This window comes from Pseudomonas sp. 20P_3.2_Bac5, from assembly GCF_025466035.1.
In the GTDB taxonomy this organism is placed as follows: Bacteria; Pseudomonadota; Gammaproteobacteria; order Pseudomonadales; family Pseudomonadaceae; genus Aquipseudomonas.
In genome coordinates this window covers 1-12,601 of record NZ_JANLOA010000124.1, presented here as the reverse complement: position 1 = coordinate 12,601, position 12,601 = coordinate 1, and the positions used below count along the sequence as shown (strand labels likewise).

Here is a 12,601-nt window from a genome sequence, read left to right as displayed (position 1 = left end):
TAATGAACTACAGCAACCCGCAACGCCTGCAAGCCGCGATCCTCGACTGGGCCGGCACCGTGGTGGACTTCGGCTCCTTCGCGCCGACGCAGATCTTCGTCGAGGCCTTCGCCGAATTCGACGTCGAGGTGTCCATCGAAGAGGCCCGCGGGCCGATGGGCATGGGCAAGTGGGATCACATCCGCACCTTGTGCGACCAGCCGCAGATCGCCGAGCGTTACCGCAAGGTGTTTGGTCGCGCGCCGAGCGACGACGATGTGACCGCCCTCTACAACCGCTTCATGCCACTACAGATCGAAAAGATCGGCGTGCACTCGGCGCTGATCCCCGGCGCCCTGGACACCATCAGCCAATTGCGCGCCGACGGGCTGAAGATCGGCTCCTGCTCGGGCTACCCGAAAGTGGTGATGGACAAGGTGGTGGAACTTGCGGCGCAGAATGGCTACGTCGCCGACCACGTCGTGGCCACCGACGAAACGCCCAATGGCCGCCCATGGCCGGCACAGGCGCTGGCCAACGTGATCGCGCTGGGTATCGATGATGTCGCGGCGTGCGTGAAGGTGGACGACACCGTACCGGGCATTCTCGAAGGTCGCCGTGCCGGGATGTGGACCGTGGCGCTGGTGTGTTCGGGCAACGCCCTGGGCCTGACCTATGAGGGTTACAAGGCGCTGGACGCGGAAACGCTGGCCAGCGAGCGCCAGCGGATCACTGCACTGTTCGAGGGCTCACGCCCGCATTACCTGATCGACACCCTCAACGAGTTGCCGGCGGTGGTGGCGGATATCAACCGCCGGCTGGCGGCGGGGGAAATGCCGCAGTCGGTTTAAGCCAATGCAATTCGGGGCCGCGTTGCGGCCCCTGACATCAACCCTGATGCCGCGCCACCCACTTGGCGAAACTGTCGATAAAGCCCTGCAAAAACGGCCGCGCCTTCTCCGACAACTTGCCCTGCTCATCGAACAGGGTCGCCGCGCCGCCGATATACGCCTCTGGCTGCTGCATGCACGGCACATCGAGGAACACCAGCGACTGGCGCAGATGATGGTTGGCGCCAAAGCCCCCCACCGCCCCCGGCGAAACACTGACCACCGCGCCCGGCTTGCCGCTGAAGGCGCTCTGTCCGTAAGGACGCGACCCCACGTCAATGGCATTTTTCAACGCACCCGGTACCGAACGGTTGTACTCCGGGGTGACGAACAGCAGTGCATTGCTGCTCTTGATCTGCTCGCGGAACGCCTTGTAGGCTGCGGGTGGATCGGTGTCGATGTCTTCGTTGTAGAGCGGCAGATCGCCGATTTCGACGATTCTCAACGTAAGGTTCGACGGCGCCAGTTCACCAAGCGCCTGGGCGACCTTGCGATTCAGAGACGCCTTGCGCAGACTGCCAACCAGCACAGCAACCGTATAAACCTGGCTCATGACCACTTCCACCTGTACGAATAAAGGGAATTGGTAGTTATAGATGATGAGCCCTGCCTGTGAGGTTTTTTTCCTGGCGCACAAAACTTCCCCCTGCGCGCCATGGTCTATGGCCCACAGAGATCATTTTTTTCAGAGGTCGCAAGCAAAATGACAGCAGTACTGGTCGGGCAATTTCATGCACGGGACGCTGAAGGACGCATCTATCCCGTGCATGAGTTTCAGGAAGCTACTCTCCAGGCCGATGGAAATGCCGCCTCATTGCCGATTACCACGTACCGCCTCGCCATCGGTGATCGGGTCAATCATCTGGGAGATGATCGCTTCGAACTGGTGCAGAGCGGCGTGGAGATTATCCGGATTCCTTGATCCCCTCATACCCCCAACGGCCCGCCTCACGGGCCGTTTTGCCGTGTGCAAGACGCGAAATTTCCTTACGCATCTGAGATCATGCCCCACCTGTCGGGCGCATGACGCATGCTCGCCACCCCCTGGAATAAGACCCAATGCTCACGGTGCAGGACCTGATCGATATCGAACTGCTGAAGCTGCAGGCCGTCGCCGGGCTGGCCGGCACCGGCAGGCTGATCACCTGGGCCCACACCGTCGACTTGCCCGACCCATGGCGCTGGGTGTCGCCCGGCGATCTGGTAATGACCACGGGCCTGGGTCTGCCGGCTGGCGAAGAGGAGCAGGTCGCCTGGCTGGAACACTTGGTGCAGAGCAATCCCAGTGCATTGGTGATCGCGCCCCGCCCCGACGCTCCACCACTTTCGGCAAAAATGCTGGAGACCGCTGATCGCCTGATGTTCCCCTTGCTGCACGCCAGCTTCGAGCTGGAGTTCGTCAAGCTCTCCCACCATGTGATCGAAAGCGTCCTGCAGGCCCAGCGTGATCGCTTCAACGCCAGCGAACGCCTGTTCCAGACCTACGCTGAAGCCCTGCGCAAGGAGCCGGAGATGGCCGGGCGCCTGAGGATCCTCGGCGACGCCCTGGGCCTGGACCTGGCCATCGAGGACGCGGTGAGCGGCGCCACCATCGTCCAGACCCATGCCCCCCATCCTGACCCGCAGTCCGTGGAGCGCATCCCCATCGCCGGGCGAGCGCGGGCCAATCTGCTGATGGCGCGCAAGCTGCAACGCAATGCGGACGACTCGATTCTGCTGCGCTCGCTGGTGGGCTTGCTCGGAGTCGAACTGGAGCGCCTGATGATTCACCGCGATCAACAGCGCGAAGAAGGCTCGGCGTTGCTACGCAGCCTGCTGGACAGTGAAACCGAATTCTCCCTGGCCCGGCCGCTACTGGAGCGCCGCGGCCTTGCCGGGCGCCTGGTGAGCCTGGCGATTCTGCCGGACAGCAAGGGCCCCTGGTTGCCCGACGAGGTTCACCACGCCCCTGCCCTGCACAACGCCGGGCCGCTGCTGCTGAATGACAACGGTCGACTGTTGGCGCTTTGCCGGGACGACAGCGCCCTGATCGAAGCGCTGCGCAACAGCCTTGGGCCGCGCACCGCGATTGGCGTCAGCGGGCCGATTGCCGCCGCCAGCGGGTTCCGCGAAAGCGTCCGCCAGGCGCGACTGGCGCTAACCCAGGCCCGGGAACTCGACGCGCCGGTGCTGCGTTACGGCGAAGTCGAGACCGGGCTGATCATGGCGCCCAAGTCCCTCGCCGAAGCCCGCGCACTGGTGGGTCGCTACCTCGGCCCGTTGATCGAACACGACCGGACCCAGAGCGCGGCGCTGGTGACCACCCTGATGACCTTCCTCGACAACGACGGCAACTGGAAAGCCACCGCCCTGGACCTGGGCATCCATCGCCAGACCCTGGTCTATCGGCTGAAGCTGGTGGAGCAACTGACCGGCATCAAGCCCACCACCACCCAGGGCATCGCCCGCTTCTGGATCGCTATCCAGGCCGGGCGCAACACCGAACTCCTGTCTTGAGCAGCTTCAAGCAGCAAGCGGCAAGCTTCAAGAAAAGGCAGTAGGCACCGCGCCTGCTTTCTCTTGCAGCTTGCCGCTTATGGCTTATGGCTTATTGGCTGGTCGGCATGGCGAACTCTGCCCCCTTGGCCGTACCCTGCGGCCAGCGCTGCATGATGCTCTTCTGTTTGGTGTAGAAGCGCACCCCTTCCTCGCCGTAGGCATGCATGTCGCCGAACAGGCTCTTCTTCCAGCCGCCGAAGCCATGCCAGGCCATCGGTACCGGAATCGGCACATTGATGCCGACCATGCCCACCTGAATGCGCCGGCCGAACTCGCGTGCGACGTGGCCGTCACGGGTATACAGGCTCACGCCGTTACCGAATTCGTGAGCATTGATCAGCTCCACCGCCTCGGCAAAGTCCTTGACCCGCAGGCAAGCCAGCACCGGGCCGAAGATTTCTTCCTTGTAGACGCGCATGTCGGTGGTGACGTTGTCGAACAGCGTGCCGCCCAGCCAGAAGCCATCGCCACAGCCTTCGCCGGCCGTCTCGCCGTTGAAGCCGCGACCGTCCACCAGCAGGGTCGCGCCTTCCTCGATGCCCTGTTCGATGTAGCCGGTGATGCGCTCGTGGGCCGTGCGGGTCACGATCGGGCCCATTTCGGCGTCGAGGTTGGTGCCGTTGAGGACTTTCAGTTCCTGGGTGCGCTGGATCAGTTTCGGCATCACCTGCGCGGCGGTTTCCTCGCCGACGAACACCGCCACGCTGATCGCCATGCAACGCTCGCCGGCCGAGCCATAAGCGGCACCGATCAGCGCGTCCACCACCTGATCGATATCGGCATCCGGCATCACCACGAGATGGTTTTTCGCGCCGCCCAGCGCCTGCACGCGCTTGCCGTGGCGGGCACCGGTTTCATAGATGTGGTTGGCGATCGGGGTCGAGCCGACAAAGGAAATCGCTTCCACGTCGGGGTGGACCAGCAGCGCGTTGACGGCTTCCTTGTCGCCCTGCACCACGTTGAACACGCCGTCCGGCAGACCGGCCTGTTTCAGCAGGTCGGCAATGAACAGGCTGGCGCTCGGGTCGATCGGGCTGGGCTTGAGGACGAAGGTGTTGCCGGTGGCCAGGGCGACCGGGAACATCCACATCGGCACCATCACCGGGAAATTGAACGGGGTGATACCGGCGACCACACCCAGCGGCTGGCGCAAGGTCCAGTTGTCGATGTTGGTGCTGACCTGATCGGTGAAATCGGTTTTCAGCAGTTGCGGCGCACCACAGGCGAACTCGACGATCTCGATGCCGCGGGTGACTTCACCCTGGGCGTCGGTGAAGACCTTGCCATGCTCGGCGGTAATCAACCGGGCAAGGTCATCACGGTGCTCGTTGAGCAGCGCCAGGAATTTATTCAGGACGCGGGCGCGGCGCAACGGCGGCAGGTTGCTCCAGGCCGGGAACGCGGCCTTGGCGCTGGCCACGGCCGCGTCCACATCGGCGTGGCTGGACAGTTGCACCTGGGCAGTGACGACGCCAGTGGCCGGGTTGTAGACCGGCAGTTGCTGGCCGCTGGTGGTGGCGGCGACGGCGCCGGAAATCCAGTTTGCGATGCTAGAAGTCATGCTTTTTGTTCTCTGGAGATGACCGGCGAACCCGGGTGCGTGGCCCGTGGTTCGCCGGTCGGGGTGAAAAGAAAGGACAGCGTGAATCAGTAGATGGCGTAGACCTTGCGCACGGTTTCCAGCACGTCCCAGCGCCCGGTCCAGCCCGGCGGCAGGATGATCAGGTCGCCGCCGCCAACTTCCACCACCACGCCGCTGGCGTCATCGGTGAGGTTGGCGCGGCCGGAAAGGATGTAGGTGAACTCGGTGTCGGGACGGTTCACTACCGGCCAACCACCCGGCTGGCACTCCCACACGCCCAGGCTGCCCACCGCTTCAGGGGCAAGGCGCTGGGTGGCGATCTGCGGGTCGCCCTGGTCGGCGCCGACGCGCTGGCCGGCGGGGTTCAGGGCCATGGCCTGGAGGGTGGTGGATTTGATGATCGTGAAAGCAGTCACGGGATTCTCCTGTCAGTTAGTGTGCACCGGTGAGCTTTTCCAGCAGCATCGCGGTACGGGAGGGTCGATGGGTGACGCGCTCTTCGATATCGCTCAGCGAGGCAGCAGCCAGCCCGCTGTTGATACCCAGCCAGCGCAGGGGCTCGCGCTCCCAGTCCGGGGAACGGTGGTTGACGAATGGCAGGTGATTGATCCTTTCATCACGCTCGAGAATCAGGTTGCGCAGGATCCGCCCGGCCAGGTTGCTGGTGGCGACGCCGTCGCCCACGTAGTTGCCGGCCCAGGCGATGCGGTTCTTGCGGTCGATGCTCACGGTCGGACACCAGTCGCGGGATACGCCCAGGGCGCCGCCCCAGCGATGGGTGATGCGGGTGTCGCGCAACGCCGGGAAGAACTCCAGCATCGTTGCGTGGATCTTGCCGTGGATGTTGTCCACCAGATCCGCCTGCTCCGACATCCGCGAGCCCCAGTTGTACGGCGCACCGCGGCCGCCGAACACCAACCGGCCCTCGGCGGTGACCTGGCCGTAGACCCGCAAATGGCGCATATCGTTGAAAGCCAGGCGCTGGTCGAGGTTCAGCGTGCGGCGCAGTTCCAGCGGCAGCGGCTCGGTGGCCAGCACCAGCGAATACAACGGAATGACGAACCGTGAATGGCCCGGCTGCTGCGAGGTGAAGGCCTCGGTGGCGCGCACGGTGATACCGGCTTTTACCGAACCCTGGGCCGTGCTCAACAGGCCCGGGGTCAGCCCGGTGACCTCGGAACCTTCGTAGATCGTCGCACCCATCTGCTCGACGAGACGGGCCAGACCGCGCACCAGCTTGCCGGGGTGGATCAGCGCGCAATGCTCGGTGTAAAGGCCGCCGACAACATTCCCGGCACCGACCCTGGCCTGGGCTTCGCGGGCATCGAGGGTCCGCCACTGATCAGGCAGACCGAAGCGCGCCGAGGCTTCCACCGTCGCTCGCGCCCGGTTCATCTGCGGGGTGCTGCGGGCCAGCGACAGAAAACCCTGCTTGGCGTAGTCCGCCTCGACCCCTTCCAGGGCGAGGACGTGACCGATCTCATCGACGGTGTCGTTCATCGCCGCCTGCAGTTCCAGTGCCGCGCCATGGGAATACATCTCGGCTACGCGGTTCAGGGAAATCGGAAAGATCGCCGAGGCCCAGCCACCGTTGCGACCGGAGGCACCAAAGCCGACTTCGCGTTTTTCCACCAGCACCACCCGCAGCGACGGATCGCTCTTGAGCAGGTAGTAGGCCGTCCAGAGCCCCGTGTAACCGGCGCCGACGATGGCGACATCGGCTTCCACCGCGCCGTCCAGCCGTGCACGCGGCTGGGCCGGTTCGAACCAGAGCGGTTTGTTGGGCAAGTGGGTCAAATCAAATTTCGCTGACATGCTGTTGGCTTCCCATTGACGGCCCCGCAGCGGGGCGCTGTCCGATACGGCTTGGTTAAGCGTTTTCCGCCGGCCGGCCTTTCACGCCGGTGCTGCTGCCGGACACCCGAAGCACCAGGTAGGAGGCGGCGATGGCGACGATGGCAATCACGCATTGCAGGAGGCTCAGTTGCATCGACGGGTCGAAGGCCATGCTCACCAGCACCGCGATGATCGAACCGGTCACCAGCAGTGGCAGCACCGGATGGGCCCACATGGCGAACTTCAGCGATCCTTCCGCCACCCAGCGGCGGCGCAACTTGAGTTGCGAGAGGCAGATCATCAGGTAGACGAAGAGGAATACGGTGCCGGAGGAATTGATCAGGAACTGGAACACGGTGTCGGGCCAGATGGCGGCGATCACCACGCAGCCGTAACCCACCAGGGTCGAAGCGATCACACCGCGCACCGGCACACCCTTGCGGCTGGTGGCGGCGATCCAGCGCGGCGCCTCGCCATTGGAGCTGAGGACGTAAAGCAAGCGCGACGACGTGTAGAGACCGGCGTTGAGCACCGAGAGCACCGCCACCAGAATCACCAGCGTGAGCATGTCACCCGCGCCAGGGATGCCGATGCGCTCCAGGGTGGTGACGAAAGGCGACTTGCCGGGAGTGATTTCGGTCCACGGCTGGGCAACCACGATGAAGAACGTGGCCAGCACGAAGAACACCAGGATCCGCAGCATCACCGTGTTGACGGCCTTGCGGATGTTGCGCGACGGATCTTCCGACTCGGCGGCCGCCAGGGTGGCGACTTCCACGCCGGTCATGGAGAAGATCACCACCACCACGCCAGTGAACAGCGAACCCACGCCGTGAGGCAGGAAGCCGCCGTGTTGCGTGAGGTTGGCGAAACTCGCGGTGGAACCGGGCCACAGATTGAATGCCCAGGCACCGGCCACCAACAGAAAGACGATGATGGCCACAACCTTGATACCAGCGAACCAGTATTCGGCCTCCCCGAAGGAATGCACCGACATCAGGTTCAACAAGGTCATGCCCACCATCAGGCCGAGGGCGATGGCCCACACCGGTAGATCAGGGAACCAGCCATTAATGATCTGCCCGCCGACCACGGCCTCGAAGCCGACCACGATCACCCAGAAATACCAGTAGAGCCAGCCGGTCATGTAGCCGGCCGGGCGACCGAAGGCCATGCGGGCGTAATCGACGAACGATCCTTGAGTGGGATGGGCGGCGGCCATTTCGCCCAGCATGCGCATCACCAGCGCAACGATCAGGCCGGTAATGGCGTAAGTGATGAATGCGCCGGGCCCGGTTGAGGCGATCACCGCGCTGGAACCGACGAACAACCCGGCGCCGATCACGCCGCCGAGGGCCAACATACTGATGTGTCGCGTCTTGAGTGCACGCTTTAAACGCGGGTCATGCTCGGTTTGTACAGGCATTGGTTGTCTCCTTTTTGTTATTGGTAATCAACGCAGCCTGTGGGGAGGTTATGCAGGTGCCGGGGGACTGAACATCGTCAAAATCCGGGCTGGACGCGGCCACTTCGTACAAATGTATGAAGAACCGGAAACAAGAAAGGCGCCCGCAGGCGCCTTGGAGAAGGGGTGTAAAAATAAAACACGCAAAACAAAAAGGGCGACCCTTGCGGATCGCCCTTTTCGTTTAACCGCCAACAGGAGCGGTAATGTTTGGTAGGCACAATTGGACTCGAACCAACGACCCCCACCATGTCAAGGTGGTGCTCTAACCAACTGAGCTATGTGCCTGCTGTGGGGCGGCATTCTACGCAAACGGCAGAGTGTGTCAACACCGAGTTGCGGGAAATCTGCAAAAAAATCAGCGACTTTCAAATCCGTCGAATCAAATTCTGAAACCAAAAAAAGCACGTTACCTCTGGAGGACTCGAGTTTACTGAAGCCGTCGCCACGACAGTGAAGATACGTTGCATTCAAGGAGGACCGCCTGTCTGGTGGCGATGGGCTGAGAACGGCGGTTTTCGTAGAAACCGCTGACTTTCATTCAACGGTCAGTTGACTGGACAAGGTTGCGCACTAAGATGACGCGACCTATAAAATTTATAGGTTTATATGAAGAGCAGTCAGGCTTTATGGACGAAGCAGCAGCTCGAGGAACTTGTCCATGTGTTGGCCAAGGATTCATCCAGGGTCATTTTCACCGAGCACTGCCTGCAGCGAATGGGTCAACGCGGAGTCTCAACGATCGAGGTTTTACGGTGCCTCCAGCGTGGAAGCATCGTCCGCGGGCCCAGCTATAGCGCAGAGCACAAAAGCTTTGAGTTCCGCATGAGCGAACCCGCGCCTCGGAATGTCGTTTGTATCGTTGCGGCCGTGGAGCCGGTCGTCGCTCCTGGTCAGCTCTTTGCCATCACCGTATGGGAGGTATGAAATGTACGAATACACAGGTTGCGGCCTGGATGGCATCTACCTGAAAAATGGCTACAAATTTGTGGAAACCACTTATGGAGACGGGGTAGTCATCGAAAACCTGGAAGGATTGCATCGCACGATTGCCGGCGACATCCTTTGCCAGAAAACGCCCATGTCGGGTCACCAACTCCGCTTCTTGAGAAAAGAGCAGGATCTGGTCCAAGAAGAGCTTGCAGCGCTTCTTCGCGTCGATGTTCAGACTGTTGCCAACTGGGAAAAGAAAGGCGTTGACGCTGTTCCAGGCCCGGCAGACGTCGCGGTTCGGGCCTACTACTGCGCCTACATCCACGCTCAGTTCGGCAGAATCATAGTTGAGCCGAACGCCAAGGCCGATGAGTCAGCCGTGTTTGAGCTCAGAAATCATGAATGGACCGAGATGGCCGCATAAAAGGACGCCCCTGTAGGAGCGAGCTTGCTCGCAAAGGGCCCCAAGAGGTTTAACTGACTGGCTAGCAGCGCTTTACAATTTTCCCAAAAAACAAAAAAGGCGACCCTTTCGGATCGCCTTTTCTGATTTACCGCCAACAGGAGCGGTGATGTTTGGTAGGCACAATTGGACTCGAACCAACGACCCCCACCATGTCAAGGTGGTGCTCTAACCAACTGAGCTATGTGCCTGCTGTGAGGCGGCATTCTACGCGCTCAACAAAGTGTGTCAACAGCTTTTTTCAGCTAAACCACTGAATAATAAAATTATTTACGCATAAACCCGGTTTTCGCTGTTTTCGACCGTCCGGCTGGCGGGTGTTTATTATTATTGATAGGATCTGCACATTCGTAAAAAATACAAAACACACAACTACAAAGTCACACAGATTCGAGGTACCGCCCCATGGCCGCCACTCCTTATCCACAGTCCTATTACGCCGCTTCGGCCAACCCGGTGCCACAGCGCCCTGCCCTGCAGGAAGAAGTCGAGACCGATGTCTGCGTGATCGGCGCCGGTTACACCGGTCTGTCCAGCGCGCTGTTCCTGCTGGAAAACGGTTTCAAAGTCACCGTGCTGGAAGCCGCCAAGGTCGGTTTCGGCGCGTCGGGCCGTAACGGCGGCCAGATCGTCAACAGCTATAGCCGCGACATCGATGTCATCGAGCGCACCGTCGGCCCGCGCCAGGCACAACTGCTCGGGCAAATGGCCTTCGAAGGCGGCCGCATCATTCGCGAGCGCGTGGCCAAGTACAACATCCAGTGCGACCTGAAAGACGGTGGCGTGTTTGCCGCCGTGACCAACAAGCAGATGGGCCACCTGGAATCGCAGAAGCGCCTCTGGGAGCGCTTCGGCCACACCCAGCTGGAACTGATGGACAAGAACCGCCTGCGCGAAGTGGTCGCCTGCGACAGCTATGTCGGCGGCATGCTCGACATGAGCGGCGGTCATATCCACCCGCTGAACCTGGCACTGGGCGAAGCCGCTGCCGTGGAATCCCTGGGTGGCAAGATTTACGAACAGTCCCCGGCCATCCGCATCGACCGTGGCGCCAACCCGGTGGTGCACACCCCGAACGGCCGCGTTCGCGCCAAGTTCATCATCGTTGCCGGTAACGCCTACCTCGGCGGCCTGGTGCCGGAACTGCAAGCCAAATCGATGCCATGCGGCACCCAGGTGATCACCACCGAACCGCTGAGCGATGAACTGGCCCGCACCCTGCTGCCGCAGGACTACTGCGTCGAAGACTGCAACTACCTGCTCGACTACTACCGCCTGACCAGCGACAAGCGCCTGATCTTCGGCGGCGGCGTGGTCTACGGCGCCCGTGACCCGGCGAACATCGAGGCGATCATCCGTCCGAAGATGCTCAAGGCGTTCCCACAACTGAAAGACGTGAAGATCGACTACGCCTGGACCGGCAACTTCCTGCTGACCCTGTCGCGCCTGCCGCAAGTGGGTCGTCTGGGCGACAACATCTACTACTCCCAGGGCTGCAGCGGTCACGGCGTGACCTACACCCACCTCGCCGGCAAGGTGCTGGCCGAGGCGCTGCGCGGCCAGGCCGAGCGCTTCGACGCCTTCGCCGAACTGCCGCACTACCCGTTCCCGGGCGGTCACCTGATGCGCGTACCATTCAGCGCCATCGGCGCCTGGTATTACACCCTGCGCGACCGCCTGGGCGTGTAAGCCTGGCGGCCGTCAGCGCCCGAGGGCGTTGACGGCCTGCCGCGCGGCCTGCTCCTGGCCTGCCTGGGCCAGGTCATTCGCCGCCTTGAGCCAGCGTTGCCGGTCCACCTGGGCCGGCAGTTGCTTCGGTTGCTGCACCAGCACCGCCCAGCCCCCTTCCTTCTTCCACGCCGATTCGAACGAATCAAAGTCCATCAGCATCCGCCGACTGTTCCCCGCCCGCAGCAGCACACGCTCCTTGTAGCGGTCGTAGCCGACCAACAGGGCGTAACGCGGCTCGCTCCAGAACGCCGAACCTTCCTGATAGCGCAACAGCACCGGATTGCCCGCCGCCACCTGCGTGAGCAGCGCCGGCAGCTTGCTGTCCAGCGGATACACCACCATGCCGTATTGCTGGGCGACGGTTTGCATCGACGTCTGCAGGCGTTCCTGCTCCTGAGGCAGTTTCAGCGCACCTTCCAGCAGCCCCGGCGTGATGCGTACGCCTTGCTGCGAGAGGATCGCCGCCAATGCCATCGGCGCGCTCTGGTTGGCGTTGCCCCGGAAAAACGGCACCGTGCCGAGTTCGACCCGTTGCGGCAGTTGCTTGAGTTCGGAAGACGGCTGGCTGGCGCAGCCGGCCAGGGTCGCGGCCAGCAGACAGGCGGCAAAAAGACGGCGTGGCGTTGTGGAAAGGATCGGCATGGGTCCTCGCTTGAGCGGATGCCAGGCAGGCAACGCCCGGGCTTGAGCGGCGATCATAGGCCGACAGGCGGCATCGGTATAGCCCGCGTCCGCCTTAGAACAAAGCGGCCCAAGGCCTCAGACCATCGGTCAATAGCCTGAAATAAGTGAGCGTCTAGACTAATGAGGTGTCTGAGTTACTGGTCCTGCCTGTACTGAAGAAGGAGGCACCCATGAGCCTGACCATGGTTATTTTCATGTTGATCGCAGCCTGGCTGAGTGTCGCGGCTGCCATGTTGTGGGGCGTGTTGCGTATTGCCCGTCGGCATCACCTGCACCATCAGAATCCCGAGCCGCCCGTGAATGCACCAGCGCCGGCACCTCGTCGAGTGGCTCGTCGTCACGTTGGCGCCCACTGAATCTGCTGTTCGCGCTCGTCTGAGCATAAAAAAGGCTCTTCACGGAATACTGGGGGGCTTTGGGCTTGAGTGCTCTGAGCTTATCCATTCTTTTTGGCGAGGCTGCCGGCCCCTTTCGCCTTTACGGCGAGTCCATTTTTTTTT

The 12,601-nt window shown here is 62.1% G+C and carries 13 protein-coding genes and 2 tRNA genes; 7 read left to right on the top strand and 8 right to left on the bottom strand.

Features of this window, described 5'->3' with window-relative positions; translation table 11 throughout:
- The first annotated feature begins 2 nt into the window (after window positions 1-2).
- Entirely contained in the window at window positions 3-830 is an 828-nt protein-coding gene (gene phnX, locus NTD88_RS22645) for a phosphonoacetaldehyde hydrolase (protein ID WP_262155040.1), read from the top strand.
- Between the two features lie 37 nt (window positions 831-867).
- Here phnX and NTD88_RS22640 read toward each other — a convergent pair whose 3' ends face one another.
- The gene (locus tag NTD88_RS22640; protein ID WP_110972640.1) at window positions 868-1,422 is read right to left on the bottom strand and encodes an NADPH-dependent FMN reductase; all 555 of its coding nucleotides are present in this window, start codon (window positions 1,420-1,422) and stop codon (window positions 868-870) included.
- Window positions 1,423-1,572: 150 nt separating this feature from the next.
- On the opposite strand from NTD88_RS22640, the gene NTD88_RS22635 reads away from it, so the two are divergent.
- Together NTD88_RS22635 and NTD88_RS22630 are read left to right on the top strand one after the other, a co-directional pair.
- Entirely contained in the window at window positions 1,573-1,791 is a 219-nt protein-coding gene (locus tag NTD88_RS22635; protein ID WP_262127917.1) for a hypothetical protein, read from the top strand.
- Between the two features lie 137 nt (window positions 1,792-1,928).
- Complete coding sequence (locus NTD88_RS22630; protein WP_262155041.1) at window positions 1,929-3,365, top strand: PucR family transcriptional regulator; 1,437 nt, start codon at window positions 1,929-1,931, stop codon at window positions 3,363-3,365.
- A gap of 91 nt (window positions 3,366-3,456) precedes the next feature.
- On the opposite strand, the gene NTD88_RS22625 is transcribed toward NTD88_RS22630, so the two are convergent.
- From NTD88_RS22625 to NTD88_RS22605, 5 genes are all read right to left on the bottom strand, one after another.
- Complete coding sequence (locus NTD88_RS22625; RefSeq protein WP_262155042.1) at window positions 3,457-4,968, bottom strand: CoA-acylating methylmalonate-semialdehyde dehydrogenase; 1,512 nt, start codon at window positions 4,966-4,968, stop codon at window positions 3,457-3,459.
- Between the two features lie 86 nt (window positions 4,969-5,054).
- Complete coding sequence (locus tag NTD88_RS22620; RefSeq protein ID WP_262155043.1) at window positions 5,055-5,405, bottom strand: cupin domain-containing protein; 351 nt, start codon at window positions 5,403-5,405, stop codon at window positions 5,055-5,057.
- A gap of 16 nt (window positions 5,406-5,421) precedes the next feature.
- Window positions 5,422-6,804: an NAD(P)/FAD-dependent oxidoreductase gene (locus tag NTD88_RS22615; protein ID WP_262155044.1), complete on the bottom strand. Its 1,383-nt coding sequence runs from the start codon at window positions 6,802-6,804 to the stop codon at window positions 5,422-5,424.
- Between the two features lie 55 nt (window positions 6,805-6,859).
- Window positions 6,860-8,251: an amino acid permease gene (locus NTD88_RS22610; RefSeq protein WP_262155045.1), complete on the bottom strand. Its 1,392-nt coding sequence runs from the start codon at window positions 8,249-8,251 to the stop codon at window positions 6,860-6,862.
- A 250-nt stretch (window positions 8,252-8,501) separates the two neighbouring features.
- Window positions 8,502-8,578, bottom strand: a tRNA-Val gene (locus tag NTD88_RS22605).
- Between the two features lie 321 nt (window positions 8,579-8,899).
- On the opposite strand from NTD88_RS22605, the gene NTD88_RS22600 reads away from it, so the two are divergent.
- Window positions 8,900-9,217, top strand: coding sequence for a DUF4258 domain-containing protein (locus NTD88_RS22600; RefSeq protein ID WP_315975170.1), 318 nt, complete (start codon window positions 8,900-8,902; stop codon window positions 9,215-9,217).
- Window position 9,218: 1 nt separating this feature from the next.
- Window positions 9,219-9,647 (top strand): helix-turn-helix domain-containing protein, encoded by a 429-nt coding sequence (locus tag NTD88_RS22595; protein ID WP_262155046.1) that lies wholly within the window; start codon window positions 9,219-9,221, stop codon window positions 9,645-9,647.
- A 153-nt stretch (window positions 9,648-9,800) separates the two neighbouring features.
- Here the strand turns inward: NTD88_RS22595 and NTD88_RS22590 are convergent.
- Window positions 9,801-9,877, bottom strand: a tRNA-Val gene (locus NTD88_RS22590).
- 214 nt (window positions 9,878-10,091) lie between these two features.
- On the opposite strand from NTD88_RS22590, the gene NTD88_RS22585 reads away from it, so the two are divergent.
- Window positions 10,092-11,375, top strand: a complete 1,284-nt coding sequence (locus tag NTD88_RS22585) for an NAD(P)/FAD-dependent oxidoreductase (RefSeq protein ID WP_095157642.1) — start codon at window positions 10,092-10,094, stop codon at window positions 11,373-11,375.
- Window positions 11,376-11,387: 12 nt separating this feature from the next.
- On the opposite strand, the gene NTD88_RS22580 is transcribed toward NTD88_RS22585, so the two are convergent.
- Window positions 11,388-12,116: a peptidase C39 family protein gene (locus NTD88_RS22580; protein WP_262155047.1), complete on the bottom strand. Its 729-nt coding sequence runs from the start codon at window positions 12,114-12,116 to the stop codon at window positions 11,388-11,390.
- A gap of 155 nt (window positions 12,117-12,271) precedes the next feature.
- Here NTD88_RS22580 and NTD88_RS22575 point away from each other — a divergent pair, with 155 nt between their 5' ends.
- Window positions 12,272-12,457 carry a hypothetical protein gene (locus tag NTD88_RS22575; RefSeq protein WP_095157646.1) on the top strand — a complete coding sequence of 62 codons (186 nt, stop codon included), beginning with the start codon at window positions 12,272-12,274 and terminating at the stop codon, window positions 12,455-12,457.
- Window positions 12,458-12,601: the final 144 nt, after the last annotated feature.